This is a genomic window from Enterococcus sp. DIV2419 (assembly GCF_051711865.1).
Lineage (GTDB): Bacteria > Bacillota > Bacilli > Lactobacillales > Enterococcaceae > Enterococcus > Enterococcus faecalis.
Genome location: NZ_JBIONS010000001.1, coordinates 774,730 through 793,645, shown reverse-complemented (window position 1 = coordinate 793,645; position 18,916 = coordinate 774,730). Strand labels below are relative to the sequence as shown.

Annotated in this window: 16 protein-coding genes; 5 read left to right on the top strand and 11 right to left on the bottom strand. The window is 37.5% G+C overall.

Going from position 1 to position 18,916, the window contains the following annotated elements; all coding sequences use genetic code 11:
* Positions 1-8: 8 nt before the first annotated feature.
* The 8 genes from elrC to IGI97_RS03735 form a co-directional block, all read right to left on the bottom strand.
* On the bottom strand, positions 9-791 hold the full coding sequence (elrC, locus tag IGI97_RS03770; protein WP_002384097.1) for a WxL domain-containing protein ElrC: 783 nt from the start codon (positions 789-791) through the stop codon (positions 9-11).
* Between the two features lies 1 nt (position 792).
* Positions 793-1,161, bottom strand: a complete 369-nt coding sequence (gene elrB / locus IGI97_RS03765) for an LPXTG anchor domain-containing protein ElrB (protein WP_002356469.1) — start codon at positions 1,159-1,161, stop codon at positions 793-795.
* A gap of 3 nt (positions 1,162-1,164) precedes the next feature.
* Complete coding sequence (gene elrA, locus IGI97_RS03760) at positions 1,165-3,336, bottom strand: enterococcal leucine-rich protein ElrA (RefSeq protein ID WP_252654344.1); 2,172 nt, start codon at positions 3,334-3,336, stop codon at positions 1,165-1,167.
* Positions 3,337-3,525: 189 nt separating this feature from the next.
* Complete coding sequence (gene elrR / locus IGI97_RS03755; protein WP_289865647.1) at positions 3,526-4,431, bottom strand: Rgg family transcriptional regulator ElrR; 906 nt, start codon at positions 4,429-4,431, stop codon at positions 3,526-3,528.
* Between the two features lie 67 nt (positions 4,432-4,498).
* Complete coding sequence (locus IGI97_RS03750; protein ID WP_002415310.1) at positions 4,499-7,696, bottom strand: DEAD/DEAH box helicase; 3,198 nt, start codon at positions 7,694-7,696, stop codon at positions 4,499-4,501.
* A gap of 19 nt (positions 7,697-7,715) precedes the next feature.
* The gene (locus tag IGI97_RS03745; protein ID WP_379896885.1) at positions 7,716-10,853 is read right to left on the bottom strand and encodes an SbcC/MukB-like Walker B domain-containing protein; all 3,138 of its coding nucleotides are present in this window, start codon (positions 10,851-10,853) and stop codon (positions 7,716-7,718) included.
* A 4-nt stretch (positions 10,854-10,857) separates the two neighbouring features.
* The gene (locus IGI97_RS03740; protein ID WP_016615057.1) at positions 10,858-12,126 is read right to left on the bottom strand and encodes an exonuclease SbcCD subunit D; all 1,269 of its coding nucleotides are present in this window, start codon (positions 12,124-12,126) and stop codon (positions 10,858-10,860) included.
* Between the two features lie 51 nt (positions 12,127-12,177).
* Positions 12,178-12,804, bottom strand: coding sequence for a lysophospholipid acyltransferase family protein (locus IGI97_RS03735; protein WP_002356461.1), 627 nt, complete (start codon positions 12,802-12,804; stop codon positions 12,178-12,180).
* 188 nt (positions 12,805-12,992) lie between these two features.
* On the opposite strand from IGI97_RS03735, the gene IGI97_RS03730 reads away from it, so the two are divergent.
* Entirely contained in the window at positions 12,993-13,727 is a 735-nt protein-coding gene (locus tag IGI97_RS03730) for a tRNA1(Val) (adenine(37)-N6)-methyltransferase (protein ID WP_141435683.1), read from the top strand.
* Positions 13,717-13,983: a GIY-YIG nuclease family protein gene (locus tag IGI97_RS03725; RefSeq protein ID WP_002356455.1), complete on the top strand. Its 267-nt coding sequence runs from the start codon at positions 13,717-13,719 to the stop codon at positions 13,981-13,983. The genes IGI97_RS03730 and IGI97_RS03725 overlap by 11 nt, the downstream gene beginning before the upstream one ends.
* Before the next feature lie 66 nt (positions 13,984-14,049).
* Here the strand turns inward: IGI97_RS03725 and IGI97_RS03720 are convergent, their stop codons facing one another.
* The 3 genes from IGI97_RS03720 to IGI97_RS03710 are packed head-to-tail and all read right to left on the bottom strand — an operon-like array spanning position 14,050 to position 15,638.
* On the bottom strand, positions 14,050-14,745 hold the full coding sequence (locus tag IGI97_RS03720; RefSeq protein WP_002356454.1) for a 5'-methylthioadenosine/adenosylhomocysteine nucleosidase: 696 nt from the start codon (positions 14,743-14,745) through the stop codon (positions 14,050-14,052).
* A 15-nt stretch (positions 14,746-14,760) separates the two neighbouring features.
* A complete protein-coding gene (gene macP, locus IGI97_RS03715) occupies positions 14,761-15,057 on the bottom strand; it encodes a cell wall synthase accessory phosphoprotein MacP (protein WP_002356451.1) in 297 nt (98 codons plus the stop codon).
* Entirely contained in the window at positions 15,054-15,638 is a 585-nt protein-coding gene (locus IGI97_RS03710; protein ID WP_002356449.1) for an NUDIX hydrolase, read from the bottom strand. The genes macP and IGI97_RS03710 overlap by 4 nt, the downstream gene beginning before the upstream one ends.
* 402 nt (positions 15,639-16,040) lie before the next feature.
* Here IGI97_RS03710 and IGI97_RS03705 point away from each other — a divergent pair, with 402 nt between their 5' ends.
* The 3 genes from IGI97_RS03705 to IGI97_RS03695 all read left to right on the top strand — a co-directional run bounded on the left by IGI97_RS03705 (position 16,041) and on the right by IGI97_RS03695 (position 18,912).
* On the top strand, positions 16,041-16,721 hold the full coding sequence (locus IGI97_RS03705) for a 5-bromo-4-chloroindolyl phosphate hydrolysis family protein (RefSeq protein ID WP_002356448.1): 681 nt from the start codon (positions 16,041-16,043) through the stop codon (positions 16,719-16,721).
* Positions 16,722-16,740: 19 nt separating this feature from the next.
* Positions 16,741-17,928 carry a toxic anion resistance protein gene (locus IGI97_RS03700; RefSeq protein WP_002356447.1) on the top strand — a complete coding sequence of 396 codons (1,188 nt, stop codon included), beginning with the start codon at positions 16,741-16,743 and terminating at the stop codon, positions 17,926-17,928.
* A 144-nt stretch (positions 17,929-18,072) separates the two neighbouring features.
* Entirely contained in the window at positions 18,073-18,912 is an 840-nt protein-coding gene (locus IGI97_RS03695; RefSeq protein WP_002384084.1) for an NUDIX domain-containing protein, read from the top strand.
* Positions 18,913-18,916 lie beyond the last annotated feature (4 nt).

Genomic DNA, 18,916 nt, shown 5'->3' with positions numbered 1-18,916 from the left:
TTCAATAATTATACGCTTGGTAAATCAGCGATTGTCCATGTTAAAACAGTTTTGTATTGAACAGCATCTTTTGGTGTTGCTCCTGGTACAGTTAATGTGATCGCTGTATTTTTATCTACGCTTTCACCGTCAACTTCCACTTTTTCAATCCCACCGAACGCACTAAGCCAAGTTCCAGAACCTTGACCTTCAGCGGCAGACATCACATTTGATGAATCGCCAGCTACTAAAGTTACTTCATGCGCAGTTGGTGTGACTGCTTTGGAATTAGACACTGCTTTGTTTTGACTTAATTTAATTTCTGAACCGTCTAAAACTTTATTTAATGTTTCTTTTGTCGCTGTTAATTGTGTTTCTTGTTTAACTGTTAAGGCCCAACCGGCATTCGTTCCGCGTTTGTCGGAAATTTGTACATAATTTGGTTTAGGATTAGTCAAATCAGGACCAGAACCGTCTGCCAAGAAAAAGTATTGTGGATTTGCATAATATTTTTCATCTTTATTTGAAATTTTATTTTTGCCAAAGTCTAAACTAGAAGCATAATCGATACTTAGTGGACCAGTTGTTCCTTCATTTGGCTTATTGCCTGTGTCTGGTGTCGTTGGATCAAAGGGTTCAACAGGTTTTTCGGTATCTGGATTCACTGGATCGACAGGTTTGTTGATAGAGGCATCCGGTGTAAATTCTACGATGGCATTTGATTCATAGTTTTTTTCTTCTGCATTCACTTCTGGTGCAATAGCCACGCCTAAAGTGATAGCGGGGATTGTTGATAAGATAATTTTTTTCATTTTATTGTTCCTTCTTTCTTTTTTTTAAAATAAAACTAGCCATAAAGATGACTATTATTCCGAGATAATTAAACATTTGTTGCTGTTTAGTACCAGTTCGAGGTAAGAAGCCTGAGCCTTTTTGATCAACCGTTTTACTTGTTGAATGCTTCAATGATTCTCCACTCACTGCTGGTATTGCTTCCGACTGCTTGGGGAAACGCTGTGGTATCTTACCATCTGGTTTTTCTTTGTTGGCTGGTGGCTCATACTCGCCATAAAAAGAAACTTCTGCATTTGTCGGATAGGCATTTGTTTCAGCAAATACATCAACTGATGAAATCAATCCTAATAGCAATACGCCGCTAACTATTTTTTTGATAAGACTCACCCCCTATTTTGCACTGCCATCAGGTACGTCCATCAAGTGCCAAGTTAGTTTTGCTTCGTATTCTTCTGCTTTGGCCGTCCCTCCAGGAACAGATAATAACAACTCTTGGTCATTTTCTTTCCATTGATCAGAAATATTTGTTTCTTGGTGTCCATTGACTTGGTTGTGAACAAGAATCGATTGGCCTTCTGGAATGTCCTGTAAGCGATGGTTGGTTCTAAATTTTAAAACATTTGGCAATGTAGCACCTGATTCTGATTTGAAATCAGAAGTAACGGTTAGTGCAAGCGACCAATTATTCCCCGTTTGACGAGTATCTCGTATCACTAATGGTTGATCCATGGAAACAATTGGATATTGGGTCGTACTACTAGCGATTTGCAGCTCATTCCCAAAGGAAATCGCTGTTGGTACCGTTTTGAACCTGACAGAGCCAACCACAGTGACTGTTAGCGCTAATTCATCAATCTTGTAGCCTTTATCATAGACTTCCACGACCAACTGCTGTTTTCCATAAGTTAGTTCTGGTAATAACAAGGCTTTTTCCTTAAATGTTTTAGAATTAGTGGTTGTTTCATCTGCTAATTTCTGGATTTCTTGGCCCTCTTTTTTGACAATAAATTGTAATCTATTCCCAGCATCGACATCTTGCCAATAAAAAGGCAGGGCTGTTTTTTGAAAGTCATCAATATCGATTGTTTTTTCCAACGACTTTTCTATACGCTCTTTTGACCAAGATAGTTTCGTTTCACTTAAGAAAACTTCTTTGACAGGTTGGACGACCGTTCCAGAAAAATTCCCCAAGTATGCTTTATCTGTTGATTCCCAGATATAAGAAACGCCTTCATGAGCTTTGGGTAAATTCCATTCAAACAGTCCTTTTGTAGCATCGTAACTTCCATAAGGGCTAATCGTCAGCGGTGGAAATAGTTGACCATCACGAGATACCACCTTATTTTTTAATTGCAGGGGTTTCCCAGCAATATAATCGACAGAAGATAAGATAATCATTTGATTAGATACATCTAACCCTGTAATGGCCGTTAAGCCTTTTAACGGACTGATATCTGAAATTTGATTTTCTCCCACATCTAAAACTGTTAGATTGAGTGTTTTCTCTAACGGCGCCAAGGAAGAAATTTGATTGTTTCTTGCATACAGTACACGCAGATTAGGAACAGTGCTTAAAGCTTCCAGACTAGTAATCGTTTGATTCATAATACTCAACTCTTCTAGACGTTGTTTATTCGCCAAGGGCGCAATTGTTTTTAATTGATTATTTTCCACATAAAGACGGAGTAGGTTATTTGCTTCCGTAAGCCCATCTAAAGTAGCAATCTGATTATTGGCAGCCCAAATGGTTTCTAAATTACGAAGAGAACGAAGCGGGTCGAAGGAAGTCACTCGATTATTCGGCGTGATTTTTGACGGATGATCTGTCGTATTTTGGATACTTAAATTTTTTAAAGCAGGCATTCCTTCAAGTCCATTTAATGTCGTTAATTGATTGTTCTCAACATACAAGCCTTCTAAACTAATTAATCCTGCTTGACCTAACGGACTAAGATCAGCTATTTTATTGTTTCTCATATATAAAAAACGTAATAGCTTAAATTCACCTTTAGCAAAAGGACTCAAATCTGTTACATTGAGTGAATCTTGAAAAGATAATTCTTCTAAGTTTCTTAGGTATTGAACTCCTTCCACATTAGAAACAACGACATTTTCTAAAATAACTTTATTCAGTTTATCCAATTCTGCTTGGGTGACAGTATTAGAGGTCCGAGATTTGCTTAACTGTTTTCTGATATTTTCCGCAAAGGCTGGATCAGGAAATAGTGTACTGATAGGCGTCGCTTTATCTAAGACAGCACCTGCGTATAATTGGGGCATCATCAGTTGTGCTTCCGTTATCGCTAGTGCTTCATTTGGCGGCTCTTCACTTGTTTCAACAGTCGTTAACTCTTCTGATTGGGGAATCTCCGAACTACTGGTTGCTGAATTTTGCTCTTCTGCTGATGAAGTTTCTGGAATCTTTTCTTCTGAAACAGATGAAACATTTTCTTCACTGGAGGATGCGATTGTTTCGGTCGTTTCGGCGAAAGTTGTTACAGGAAGTAGCAAACTATTACCCAAAAGTAAGGCACTAACTGCGGAGATGCACATTTTTTTCATAAACTTCACCTCCTGATATTTTCTTAATTATAGTGAATATCAACTGAAAATGGGTTCAATTACGACAAACTGTCCAAATTAATTTGTATAGACAAGACAAAGAGCGCCAAATAGGGTTTTCTACCCCTATTTGGCGCTCTTTGTCGCTAAACACAACCAGAATTTATTATGACAAATTCTCAATTATGCCTAATTTTCTTTTATTTCTTTTAAACTATCCTCTATTTTTTCCAATTGCCCAGCAAAAAATTCTTGTTTGGCTTTTGGTAAAAACAATGTGATAGATAAAAGGATTTGTTCTTTAAAGATTGCCCAATCTGCGAATATTTCTTCATTGGTTAAAATCATTTCTATTTTTTCTGCTATTTTTTTCCAGAGGATCATTCGCCAGTTATTTTCACCCACTTCATATTCTTTAAACATGCTTAATACATGAAGAATATGGGGAACATTTTGGCTGACAATCGCCGCAAATAAAAAATCAATAATTACTTGCTCGATAATTTCTAGCGAGCGAATATCAATAATTTCCCGCTCATTGACAGATTGTAGTACACGAAAAAGTAACGAAGTTGGAAACGGCTGCAAGCCAACGTTTTTTTGTAATGCTAAAAATTTCAAATTAAAAATAGTATACACATCGGCATTAATTAATCGTTCCAGAATCTGATTTTCTAATGCAATAATCTCTTCTTTTGTCACAACTGTTTGAGGGTTAAAAAGATATTCCAACGCCAACATCGAATACATTACCTCTTGCTTTCCTAAAGCAAAAGACGATTTCTCATAATACGCCCGATAATCTGCAACGATTCGACTACTTTCTTGAAAATTTTTACTAAAGATTGCTTGATTAAACTGCTCCTTAGCTAAAACTGTTTTGGACATTGGCGTTAATTTTTCTGTCATTTCCATCGGCGAAATAGACAAGATTTCGACAATAATGGCTAAATCCGAAATACGCAATTCACTATTTCCTTGGACAAAGCGTTGATAACTTCGACTAGAAACACCATTTTCATCAAAGACACGCAGAGGAATATTTTTCCCTTTACGAATCCGTTCAATTTCTTCACCTAGCGGCCGATATTCCATATATTCTTTTTGTTTCAAACGAATTACTCCATTTCTCTTTAAATAAGATAGCAACTAAGTTGAACGGTTATTCCCCAATGCTTAAAATTGTGCGAATATCTTCTTCCGTCATTTTCGCTAATTGCTCTTCATTTCCTTGAATCACTTTTTGGAACAGCTCGCGTTTTTCTTGCTGTAAGGAATTCATTTTTTCTTCAACCGTTCCTTCTGCAATCATCCGCCACACTTCAACAACCTTTTTTTGTCCCATGCGGTGCGCCCGACCAGCCGCTTGTTCTTCGACTGCGGGATTCCACCATAAATCGTATAAAATAACTGTATCTGCACCAGTTAAATTTAGTCCGGTTCCCCCTGCTTTCAATGAAATTAAGAAGACATCTTTTTCTCCTTCATTGAAGGCATTCGCCATCGTTAACCGATCTTGAGGCTTCGTACTTCCTCGTAAATAAAACGTCTCTAAGCCTAATTCATTCAATTCTTTTTCTAAGATAGAAAGCATGCTTGTGAACTGAGAAAATAATAGGACACGACGATTGTTTTCTTTCGCAGCCACTAAAAAGTCTTTGACTTGTTCCACTTTGCCAGAACCTCCCGTGTAATCCTCAATAAACAAACGCGGATCGCAACAGATTTGTCGTAAACGGGTCAAGCCTGCTAAAATACTCATGCGATTTTTCTTGAAGGTCGCCTGATCCATTTGACTAACATCTGCTTGCATTTGTTTTAGATAGGCCAAATAAACCGTTTTTTGTTCTTCTGTTAAGACACTGTACATATTATTTTCAATTTTTTCTGGTAAGTCTGCGAGCACCGTTTTCTTGTCTCGTCGTAAAATGAATGGTTGAATCATTTTGGCAATTTCTTCTGGCTTAATTTCTCGAAAGGCTTTTTTGCCTGGGAACAATCCCGGTAAGATCATTTGGAAAATTGACCACAGTTCATCTAAATTATTTTCAATTGGTGTGCCACTTAATGCAAAACGTTGGGGTACTTTTAAACTTTTTAAGGCTTGCGCCGTTTTGGTCCCACTATTTTTAACCATTTGGGCCTCATCTAGAATCAAATAGCCGACACGCATTTCCTGATAAAGCTGAACATCTTGTCGCATACTTGCATAAGAAGTAATCAGAATATCTTCGGTGCTATTTTGTAAAAGCGCTGCTCGTTCTTGGCGGTTGCCAGAAACCACTTGAACATTTAAGGTTGGCGCAAAACGTTTGACTTCGGCTAACCAGTTATAGGTTAAACTTGCAGGTGCGACAATCAAAGCTGTCCCTTTCAAGCGCTCTTCTTCTTTTTCCGAAAGTAAATAGGTAATGGTTTGCAGTGTCTTCCCTAAACCCATTTCATCAGCTAAAATACCGCCAAATTGATAATGGCTAAGCATTTTCAGCCATTTATACCCTGTTTCTTGGTAATGGCGTAACGTTGCTTGTAAAGATTTTGGGACTTGCGCTTCAAAGTTTTCCGGATGTGTTAAATCCGTAACCATTTTTTTAAAGGAATCTGAAAAATGTGCCCGCTCGTTGTCTTCTAATAAACTTTCGATCATGAGGCCTTGGTTTTTGGGCACATGAATGACATTATCTTCTTGATGCATATTTTTTCGCAGCTTCGTTAAAATTGCACTTGTATGGAAAAATTCCTCTGAGTCAAAAGCAAGAATTTCACCACTTTTTAACGTATAAAAAGCATCATTACGTAGCAGACTAGTCAATACTGCATCGATTTCGGTTTCATCAATGCCAGTGACATCAAACCGAATATCTAACCAAGAATCCCCTTCCGCAACTTCAATCGTTGGTTGATGATGCTGGGCATCTAAATACAATTCCCGTAATTTCCGTCCCATCCGAACTTCTCCTAATTGACGGAAAGCTGGAACCTCGGCTTTAAAGAAATAATACAAGGACTCTCCAGCAGGTAAGACTTTTTCAAAGCCTGTGGTTGTTTGCTGATAGGCAAACTGTTGAAATTGCTGCTTAATTGCTGTTTCTTTTGCTTTATCTCGAACGATTTCTTGATTAACTTCAGGTAATTGAGCATATTTCGGGTTTGTCGAGAAAATGACTTCTCCATAGTGATAGTCAATCCGAGCGTTAATCCGACCTTTAATTTTCTTAAAAATAAAGACTGCTTTTAAAGGATGATGGACGACTAATTCTTCAACTGATTCTTCAATAGACACTCGACCAATTTTTTCCAATAATGGTAACACTTCACTAAATAAATCAGAAACTGTTTCTTTTTCATAAATAATTGACGGCTCTTCCAAGCGTTTCATTAATTGAAGTAACGTGGTGTAGATGGCTTCCTGCTCTTCTGTTAGTAAATAAACCGTTTGATCCGAAATCGCCCAGTGATAGTGGGCTAGAAACGTTGTAATAGGATTCTGAATAGTTAATTTGAAGCTTTGTTCCTCGTTTTTTTGCACTGTAAACGTAAGTGGCAAACTGGTTTCTTTAAACGTTAGATAGCGATACTTATGAGTTTGATTGGTCAATATAAACTGACCCGTTCGATTCATTTTTTCAACTAACGATTGACTGCGATCAATTGGTAATAATAGATAACGTTTGTCGATTTTCCCTTTAACTTGAATACCGTTTGCACCTAATAATTGGCTGGTATGATAAATTGCCGCAAGTTCTGTTAAAATTTCTTGAATCTCCATTGAAAAAGAATCATGTAGCAAAGTAAATTGGTGTTGTTTATTCACCATAAAAGTCATTTCTTTTTCATATGCTTGTAAAAAATCACCAATATTTTTCACAATATATGTTTTAGGTTTGGTGCCTTCCAAACCAATTTTTAAAGAAAGACCAATCGTTGATAATTCTGGATAGTAATTATTCGTTTCGATCACATCTAAATGAAATTCTAAACGTAAAGGCTGCAAGGGAACTTCGGCAGAAGCTTTGCTTAATTTGGCAAAGCCTTTGGTAAACATTTCAGCTGTTGATCGATTTGTTTTCTCAAAACTGACTGTTTGATTCGCTTGAATAATTCTTGACACGCCTCGTTGTTTCAGTGCCAGTTCAACTGCCACTGTATGCTTGCAATAGCCATGTTCCATCCAATATTGACATTCACAAACATCTTGTTCTTTGGCGGTACCATCCAATTCAACAAGATAAAGTTCTTCCCCTAAAACCTCAGACAACCAGATCCTTTTTTCTGGATTTTGAACGATAGATAAGACCCGGCCTTCTTGCATATATTCGCGTCCTTGTTCAACGATTCGCTCTGGAATACTCCATTTCATCGACTCACCTCCTCTTCTACTAAGCTAGCTGATAGTGAACGGTACTTTGACCATTCCCATTGCTTTTTATTTGTAATTGTTGTGGAATTCGTGCTTTTAATTCGCCAATATGACTAATAATCCCAATCATGCGGCCTTCATTTTCAATCGTTTCTAACGCCTCCATTGCCATTTCCAATGCTTCTTCATCTAAGGAACCAAAGCCTTCATCAATAAACAACGCATCAATTAAGACTCCGCCTGCTTGTTCTTGAATCACTTCTGCTAAAGAAAGTGCCAAAGCTAACGCTGCTATAAAACTTTCCCCGCCTGATAACGTGTGAGCGCTGCGTACCGTCCCTGAATTGTCATCATAAATATTGATTTCTAGCCCCGTTTGATTCCGATAACTGCCTGCTTCGTGATTCAATTCAAATTGATAACGACTATTGGTCAGGCGGTCTAAACGCTGATTAGCGACTGTCAGCACTCTTTCTAAATACGTTTGTAACATATACCGTTCAAAACTAATTTTTTTAGGATTATTGCCATTCACCGTATCTGCCAACTGCTGTAGTGCAGCAACTTCCTCAAACTTGTCTTCAATTGTTGTTCTTTGCGCATTAATTTCTTGAACCAACTGTTGGTTATTTTGCATTTTTTCATGCAGTTGATAGTATTTTTTTTCTTGTTCTTCAATTTGTTGTGTTATTTGTTCAATTTCTGTGGTGATTAAAGATAATTCTGGGAACGTATCACTAGATAATTTTTTCTCAATTTCAGCGAGTTGGATAGTCAGTTGGGTTTGCTCTTGTTCAAATAAAGCAATTTGTTCTTGCTGACTTTCTAGTGTCGGTACCTCTTTCAACCACTCCGTCAATTGGTCCTCTGTCACTCCTTGTTCCGTTAAAACTGCGTTTAACTGACTCTCAAGTTGTGCGACTGTTTGTTGAAGTGTTTGTTGTTCTTTCTCCAAATGCGTCAACGTACTTTCAAGGATCATTTCTTCTTTCTTCAAGGTTTCTCCTTGTGTCGTCACGTTTTCTTTTTGACGTTCAAATGCAGAGAGTTCTTCTTGAAGCAAAGTTTGTTGTTTGGTCATTTCTTCGTATGTGACGGTTGCATCCAATAATTGGCTAGCAATCATTTGCTGCTGGATAGTGATTCTTTCCAGACTTTGTTGCATTGTTTCTACTTGTTGTCGGAGCACTTCAAAGCGTTGGGAATTTTCAGCTACTTGTTCTTCTAGTTCCGCTAGATGGTCCTTTTCGACTGAAATTTCCGTTAGTTTTTGTGCTATTTGTTGTTTTTCTTTAGCTAATTGCGACTCAACTTCCGCAATTTCTGCAGGTGTTACTTGTGAAAAAGTTAGTCCTGTTAACGGCAACTGCAAGTCAGCAAACTGCGCTGCTAATTGTTCTTGTTCCTCAGTATACGCAGCTTCCTGTTCTTGTAATTGGCTTTCTTTCTGTTGCTTTTCCGCCCCTAATGCAGAGAGCGTTTCAGTAAATCGTTGAACCGTTTTTTCAACTTCCGTTAATTCCCGTTCCGCTTGATCAATCTCTTCTAAGGAAACTTCTTGATGAGTTTGTTGTTTTGGATGTTCTAAAGAGCCACAAACTGGGCAAGGTTCCCCCTCTTCAAGTAACAAGCTTAATCGTTGGATTTGTAAAGAGGCCCATTGACTTTTCTTTGTCTGCAACTTCGCTTCTTCGGCGCTTTTTTGTTGCTGTTCAACAGCAAACCGTTGTGTCAACTCGTACAATTCCCCTTGGTTTTGACTAATTTTTTGCCAAGCTTTTTGATTTTTTTGCCAACGTTCTACAAAATTTTGCCAATGATCTGCTACACTAGAACATTCAAAATTTGCTTTTTCAAGTGTTCCTTCTTGTTCAATAAATTGTTTGGCTGTCGCCACTTTATCCGCTAATGTTATTTTTTCCTGTTGGCAAGATTCATACTCTTTTTGAATGGCTTGATAATTGGCTTGTTCTGCTATTTGTTGTTGGGCTAACTGTTCATATTCTTGGTATTGTGGTAATTGACGTTGAATCGTTTGAAGACGTTCTTGTTTTTCAGCAATCAATGGTTGTTGTTCTTCCAACTCACTCATGATTGCTTGCCAATCTGTCAATGCTTGTTGCGTTTCCATAAGAGCTTGTTGTTTGGACTTTGTTTCTTGCTCTTTTTGTTGTTTTTCGCTTCGTTTTTCAAAGACTTTTTCAGCTAAAGATTGCTGTTTTTGGCTCCATTTTAATTGCTGAATCTGTTCCTTTAGCCGCTCAATGACGGTTTCCTGTTCAGCTTGTTTTGCTTTCTTTTCCAGTAATTCTTCTTTTTGCTGTTGCAAGTTTTGCCGTTCTTCAATGGCATAACGAACTTGCTCTTTTGCTTGTTTGGCTTGTTTTAAGGTTGCAATTTGTTCTCTTTCAACTAATAGTTGTTGCTGAGCCTCTTGTTGTTGGCTTTCTAATAATTGAAGTTTTTCAAAAAGTGTCATTGTCGGTTCAGGTTCTTCTGACCAATGCAACTGTTCTGTTTTCAGTTCAATTTTTTGCTGGGTTTCTTGAATCTCTTGATTGGCAATTTTCAAGCGTTCTTTTAAATTTTCGCTGAACAACTGATACAATTCTGTTCCGAATAAATTACGCAAAACCTTTTCTTTTTCATCACTTTTAGCAATTAAAAAAGTCCGAAACTCTCCTTGTGGTAACAATACAATTTGAGCAAATTGATTGGCATTCAAATGCAATAATTCTTGAATGAGTTCGTCCACTTCGCGTCTTTTAGAATAGGCTCGTAGTTCTTTCCCTTGAGCATCTTTGACAATTAAAGAAATTTTGGCACTTTGTTTACGGACTCCTGTGCCACGTTTTTTAAAAAGTTCTTGTTCGGGAAGGCGGTTCAGTTCATAGAGATACTCGTTATGTTTAAAAAGCAAAGTAACTTCAGTGGCTTCTGAGGGGTCAGCAAATGTGGAACGCATTTCTTTGCCTAAACGTAATTTCCCAGAACTTTCACCAAACAAAGCATAGCTCATTCCATCAAAAATCGTTGTTTTCCCAGACCCTGTTTTTCCACTAATTAGAAAAAGTGAAGAATCTTCAAACTTCGTAAAATCAATGGTTTCATTAATATACGGTCCGAAGTTTTTCAATGTTAAAGATAATGGTTTCATCCTATTACTTCCCTCTTTCTAATTGATTAAGTGTACTCAGTTCTTCTTGGACCCATTGTGCTTGTTGTTCTGTCAAGGCCTCTCCTGTCACATCGTTAAAAAAGTCATGCAGATGTTCTTCTGGTGAACGTTGTTCTATTTGTACCACTTTTTTCTGATTTCCGCTGCTTGTTTCTCGACCATTCAAACGTTCCAACCCAATAATTTTGGGGTAAATTTTTCGCAATTGATTCATCATGTTGGGAATAATCGCTCGGTCGGTTAATTGGACATGTAAATAATTTTCCCGATTCACTTCTTGATAAAAAGCGGGATCCGTTAACTGCTGAAACGAGCCCGTCAATTGTTGAATGTCTCGCAATGGTTTCAAAGCACGGAATTGAAAATGAACTTCAGTTTCTGTTTCAACAAGCCACACACCCTTTTCTTGTGTCATTTCTGATAAAGAAAATTTTACAGGCGAGCCACTGTATCGAGCATTAGGTGCCTGCAACGCATTTTTTCCATGTAAGTGGCCCAACGCGACGTAATCAAAAGGCTCTAACAAAGCCGTCGGTACAACATCCAAACCACCCACTGTTAATTTTGTTTCAGAATCAGTTTTTTCACTGCCAGCGACAAAAAAATGACTAACTAACACCTGTTTTTTGTTGGGAAGAAAAGATTCCTGCATTTTCGCGACAACTTTTTCCATCGCCGCCTGAATCGTTCGAATCGTTTCATCTTCAAAATATAAGCGAGCCGCAATCGGTTCAAAATAAGGCAACAAATAAAATTGGGTATTGTCGATTTCAATTGGTTGAAAGGCTTGTTCTAAACGCGTATTCAAATGAAATTGCGTTTGGTTAAACCAAGGGCCTCCTGTTTCTAAACGAGTGCTGCTATCATGGTTTCCCGAAATAGCTAACACGGGGAAATGCTCTTTGAGATTCATTTGAATCATCATTTCATTAAAAATCTCGACTGCTTCAACTGCTGGAACAGAGCGATCATACAAATCTCCAGCGATTACAACAGCATCCACTTGCTCTTCTTTCGCAATTGCTAAGATTTGTTTAAAGGCTTCCCTTTGTTCTGCCAACAAATCAAAACCATGTAATTTTTTGCCAATATGCCAATCTGCTGTATGTAAAAATTTCATTTTTTCACCGCCTAAAAAAGTCCTTCTTATTATTATAACAAATTTCTGGTATTTTTTAAGAAAATCGGACAGAAGAATTAGATTTTTAACAAACTTTTTTCTTAACGCAAGAAAAAAGACAGGGAGCATCATCTTTTGATGAGACTACCTGCCAGTAACATTCCTATTCTATAGCGGTTTGTTTTATTCTTTTTCTGTTGATTCATATTTAAAAGTTGGATCAATTTCTTTATCTAACTGATCAAATGCTTCTTGCATCCGACGTTCCACTTCAGCTAAACCATCTTTATCCATTTTTTTAATATCGCTAATATCGATTGGCTCCCCAAAACGAACCGTTACTTTTTTACGTTTAAACAACTCTTTTAAAGTTAACGGACCTTGATAAACAGATGGCACGATAGGTACTCGCCCCATTTTAGCAATCAAGGCTACCCCACCTTTTAATTCTGAGGAATGACGCGTGCCACTGGGGAACATAATCAAACTTAAATCAGAATTTTTTAAAATTTTGACAGGTGTTTTAATCGCGCTGGGACCGGGCTTCTCACGATCCACCGGAAACGCATTCGCATGTTTTAAAATGAAACGTAAAACAGGATTTTTAAACAACTCTTTTTTTGCCATAAAGCTAAACTTCTTAGGACTGCCAGCAACAGCTAAATACAGCGGTTCCCACCATGTTCGATGCGGCGCAACTAAGACATAGTTTTGGTCTTTTGGTAATTTTTCTTTATTTTCATAATGTGCATTTCCATTAATCACAAATAAAATGACGCGAACCACGCCACGCATAAATGTAAAAAACATAATTTTCTTCCTTTCTTCTCTCCGCTTTCTAGTATGCCGAAAGCTCTACCTTTTGACAAGCTTTTTTTACGTCTATCAATTAGAGAAATAACATGTTCCTACTAATCTAGTGAACAGATTTTGTCATACGGGTTTAAAAGTAGTATAATACATGAACAATCAGATGAAAAGTTGGAGGTTCTTAATCTATGTTATTATCCGGCGAACGGATTGATCAATTATATGCGGATGATATTCAAATTATTCAAAGCAAAGAAGTCTTTTCTTTTTCCATTGATGCAGTCTTATTGGCTAATTTTCCGCAACTACCAAAAAAAGGCAAGATTGTCGATTTGTGTGCTGGAAATGGCGCGGTCGGCCTCTTCGTTAGTCGGAAAACAGCTGCAACGATTGACCAAATCGAATTACAACCTCGTTTGGCAGATATGGGTCAACGAAGTATTCTATTAAATAAATTGGAAAAACAAGTAACGATGTATGAACGTGATTTAAAACAAGCGACAGAGGTCATCAAAAAAGATTCTGTCGATTTAGTACTATGTAATCCCCCATACTTTAAAGAACGACCAACTAGCCAAAAAAATCCAAACCCGCATTTAGCGATTGCCCGTCATGAAATTCACACGTCTCTTCAAGAAGTGGTCACTGTGTCAGCGGATTTATTAAAAACAAATGGTCGCCTCGCAATGGTTCATCGACCTGATCGTTTCCTTGATATTTTACATACCATGGAAAACGCCAATATTGCGCCGAAAAAAGCTCGGTTTGTTTATCCGAAGCCAGGCAAAGAAGCCAATGTTTTACTAATTGAAGGCATTAAACAAGGCAAAAAAGACGGTTTTCGTGTGTTACCACCTCTTTTTACATACAATGAAAAGAACGAATACGAAGCTGAAATGAAGGCTATGCTGTATGGAGAATAAGAAATCCCATTATTTTTATGTTTTACTTTGCCAAGATGGTTCCTTTTACGGTGGCTATACAACTGAGCCAGAACGTCGATTAACCGAACATAATAGCGGAACTGGTGCAAAATATACTCGATTAGCCAAACGCCGCCCAGTCAAAATGATTCATACAGAGAAATTTGAAACACGTAGCGCGGCCACCAAAGCCGAAGCCGCCTTTAAAAAATTAACGCGTAAACAAAAAGAACAGTATTTAAAAACCTTTCATTAAGTGACAATCAGCAAAAAGAAACAGCCATCATTTCATTGATGAAATGATGGCTGTTTCTTTCTCTTTTTAAACTAAGTTCTCGACAAAATGAATAACCATTTCGGCTGATTTTTTCCCAGCTTCATCGATGAATTCGTCAAAGCTTTGAGTTGCTTCGCCATCTGCTGTATCACTCATTGCCCGTACAACTAAGAATGGAATATTGAACTGTGAAGCCGCTTGGCCAATTGCTGCGCCTTCCATTTCGCAAGCTAAGGCTTCAGGAAACTCTTTCTTAATTTTGGCGATTTTCTCAGCGCTATCCACAAAAGTATCTCCAGTAACAATCAATCCTTTACGAATAGCTAAACCAGTTTTTTCAGCAGCTTTCGCAATTTCCATCCGCAAGTATTCACTTGTTTCAAAATACAAAGGTACACCACCAGGCAATTGTCCATAGGCATAACCAAAACCAGTGACATCAACATCAAAGTAAGCTAATTTGTCTGCAATGACTAAATCGCCGACTTTTAGTCCTTCACCGATACCACCAGCAGAACCTGTATTAATCACCATATTTACGCCATATTGATGAATCAATAAAGTCGTGGTCACAGCTGAGGCCACTTTACCAATTCCTGAACGAACCACAATCACCTCATGTCTTCCTAACGAACCAGAAACAAATAAAGCGCCTGCTCGTTCCCATGACATCGTGTCTGTCAATTTTTCTTTTAGAATTTTGACCTCTTGATCCATTGCTCCAATAATTCCAATTTTCATAGTGATTCCTCTTTTCTATAAATTCAAAACGATATACGCCACAACGGCTAATAAAATCGCTACAATAATAATTGCCTTGTTTAACCAAGTACTCCGTTCTCGACGCTTCGAGTATTCTCCTACTCGTGACTTGTTGATCGGTTTTTGTTTTTTCTTTTCTTTACGATAAAACGTCGAAATTTCTTTTTCTTTTCGCTTATACGCTTTTTCCGCCAGCTTCTGCTCTTCTTGCTGACGACGTTCCGCTTCTTTTTCTTCTGCTTCTCTGCGTTTGCGAAGCTCTGTCCGAGTGACTAACGGACCTTTGCTCATTGCGTGTCCTCCTTAAACTGTCTCTGCAGTAAATACAATTCCCAGTATTGTATAGCAAAAAGTGTTTTGGCATCACAAATCGTGCCTTTTGCCACCTCTGCTTTGGCTTCAGCTATTGTTAGCTCGTAAAGTTCCAAGATTTCATCTTCATCTTGAGGACGCGGATTTTCGACTTTCTGCAAATCCGTTGCCAAATAGAGAGCCAATTTTTCATTAGCAAATCCTGGTGACAGATACATTGAATTTATGTAGGTGAGCTGACCTGCACGATACCCAGTTTCTTCTTCCAATTCCCGCATAGCCGTCGTTTCCAGTTGATTTTCTTCTCCAGGATCAATTTTTCCCGCTGGAATTTCTAAAATCACTTGTTCCAAGGGTTTTCTAAATTGTTTAACTAAGACGATTTTTCCTTCTGCGGTTAACGGAATCATAGCTACTGCGCCTGAATGAAAAACCAATTCGCGTTTAGCAGTGCCGCCTGTCGGTAAAGCCACGTCATCCAAAAAAACATCAATAATCTTTCCTTTAAAAATTTCTCGACGTTGAAGTGTTTTTTCTTCGAAGTCCTCATAATTTAACATATCTTTCACCAACCTTTCTTGTTTATCATACCCTAAAATGATAAAAATCGCACCCCTTCTTCTCTAGTTAAACCCTTTTCAAAGAAAAAAATTTATTGCTTTAGAAAAAAATTACATTTTCGAAAAAAAATAGACATAAAAAATTCACAACTTCCTTGTATTATTTAAGCATACCAACAAACAACCCTAACAAAACACTTTTTCATTTTTAACTCCTTTCCCGTCCTACCCCCAATTAGGACGGGTCTTTTTTTGCGTTTTATACTTTTTTTCTTAGGATTTCACTAAATCATAAAATACATCTTCCGCTGTATGTCTTTTCTCTCACAGAGTATGCTAAAATAACTATTGTAACGAGAGCTGACTCTTTCGAGGATTAGATAGATAGGAGGAACTATATAAATGAACAAATTAAATACAAAATTACTGATTGGCTATATTCTTTTAGGAGCCTTAATCATTGCTGTCGCTAGAGAATATGGCTTCTTCGCTTTTGTGATTCTGGTAGGCTTTTTAGTATTCGTTCTCTATCGAAAAAAGAAAAATGCCGCCGACAAAAGCGATCAAATGCCTTACTTAACGAAAGATAAAGAAGCCCATTATCGTGAGTTGGGGTTATCTCCACAAGAAATTGATTTTTTCAGAAGTACAATGAGCACAGCCAAAAAACAAATCATACAATTACAAGAAAACATGAATCGTTCAACTAAATTACGGGCGATTGACTTACGTAATGATACAACGAAGGTTTCTAAAGCTCTGTTTAAAGAGTTAGTGAAAGAACCTAAAAAATTACACTTAGCCAATCACTTTCTCTATACACATTTACCAAATATCGTTGACTTAACAAGTAAGCATTTAGAAATCGAACAACATGAAGTAAAAAACAAACAAACGTATGAAAAATTAGAAGAAAGCGCACAAATCATTGACCAATTGTCAAAATTAGTTAAAAATGATTATGAGGAAATCGTTTCCGATGACTTAGACGATTTAGATGTCGAAATGTCGATCGCTAAAAGCAGCTTATCGCAAAAAGCTGCAACTGAGGAATCACCTCAAGTAAACGAAGACCAGCAATAATCATTAGGGAGGAAAAAAAATGACTGAGCAACAACCCAAAGAAACAACATCTGTAACCAATACATTGGACGATTTATTAAGTAATCCATTTTCATCAATGGATGAACTAACACCAACGCAACAAAATGAACTATCTGAGTTAAAAGAACAGCAAGCAGCTCCTCGTTTAATTGATAAATTACCACAAGAACGTCAAGCCCAAGCAAAAGAGTTAGCTTCAAAAATTGACGTTCAAGATTCACAAGCAGTAATTACCTATGGTTCAAATGCCCAAATCAAACTTGGCGAATTTTCGCAAGCGATGTTAAACCACGTTCAAGCACAAGACATTGGTCCTGTTGGTGATTCACTGACCGATTTAATGTTTCGTTTAAATGAAGCCAATCCCAATGAATTACGTGCTGGCGAAGGCAACTTTATTCAAAAAATGTTAGGTAAAGTCAAACAATCCGTTTACGAAATTACCGCCAAATATCAAAAAATTGGTGCGCAAATTGACAAAATTGCTGTCAAATTAACCCATGAAAAAGATGGTCTTTTAAAAGATAATGCCATGTTAGATCAATTGTATCAAAAAAATAAAGATTATTTTGATGCCTTAAACATCTATATTGCCGCTGGGGAATTAAAAGCAGAAGAACTACGGACGCAAATTATTCCTGAAGCCATGAAAAAAGCGGAAGAATCTGGAGATCAAATGGATGTCCAAATTGTTAATGATTATAACCAATTCCTAGACCGTTTAGAAAAAAGAACCCATGATTTACGCTTGGCTCGTCAAATTACGATTCAACAAGCCCCACAAATTCGTTTAATTCAAAATACTAACCAAGCTTTGGCTGAGAAAATTCAATCATCGGTGAATACAGCGATTCCGTTATGGAAAAACCAAGTAGTCATCGCCTTGACCTTACTCCGTCAAAAAGATGCTGTGACTGCTCAACGTCAAGTCTCTGAAACCACCAATGACTTACTGAAGAAAAATTCAGAAATGCTAAAAATTTCTGCAATTGAAACAGCAAAAGAAAACGAACGTGGCCTAGTCGATATTGAAACATTACAAAAAACACAAAATGATTTAATTGAAACTATCCAAGAAACATTACGTATTCAACAAGAAGGAAAAGAAAAACGCCAAGCTGCCGAAATCGAACTTGGCCATATGGAAGAAGATTTGAAAAATAAATTATTAGAATTAACACAATAAATAACGTCTAGAACAAACTTCTTATAGTACAAGCCTGGGACAAAAATCCAAAGTGATTTTTGTCCCAGGCTTGCTTTTCTTTTTACGCTTGAATATTGTATTTCAGCCACTTAATGATACAATAAAAGAAAACCATGTTTCTTTTTGAAAGGAGGAGCAATTGTGCCACAATTTGCTTCTAAAGCCGAAGAAAAAAATTATTATGAACGCCAAGCTAGCTTAGCAGAGTTTTTAACTTGGTATCATCAACAAGAATTACCTGAATATGAAAAACCCTCTTTAACCGTTGATATGGTTCTTCTTTGTTACAACAAGGAAGCTGATCAATTAAAAGTCTTACTGATTCAACGTAAAGGTCACCCCTTTAGAAACTCATGGGCGCTTCCTGGCGGTTTTGTTAATCGTAACGAATCTACTGAAGATAGTGTTTTAAGAGAAACAAAAGAGGAAACTGGTGTGGTGATTTCTCAAGAAAATATTGAACAATTACACAGCTTTAGTCGCCCAGATCGAGATCCTCGTGGCTGGGTCGTGACAGTCAGCTATTTAGCTTTTATTGGTGAAGAACCTTTAATTGCTGGCGACGATGCCAAAGAAGTCCATTGGTTCAATCTTGAACGGCATGGTCAACACATCACGTTATCTCATGAAGATGTGGAAATTACTTTAGACTTGAAAACAGCGGCCTCTCTTGGTAAAGATACATTAGCCTTCGACCATAGTGAAATTATAATTAAGGCGTTTAATCGTGTTGTTGATAAAATGGAACATGAACCGCAAGTGCTTCAAGTCTTAGGAAAAGATTTCACCATTACGGAAGCCCGTAAAGTTTTTGCGAAGTTCCTCGGCGTTGATTATCGCAGCATTGACCATTCAAATTTTAAAAAAGCCATGACACAATATTTTGAAGAGTTAGGTGAACGTCCCGTTGGCATTGGCCGCCCTTCAAAAATTTACCAATTGAAAACAACAACAGGTTTCTAAGAGG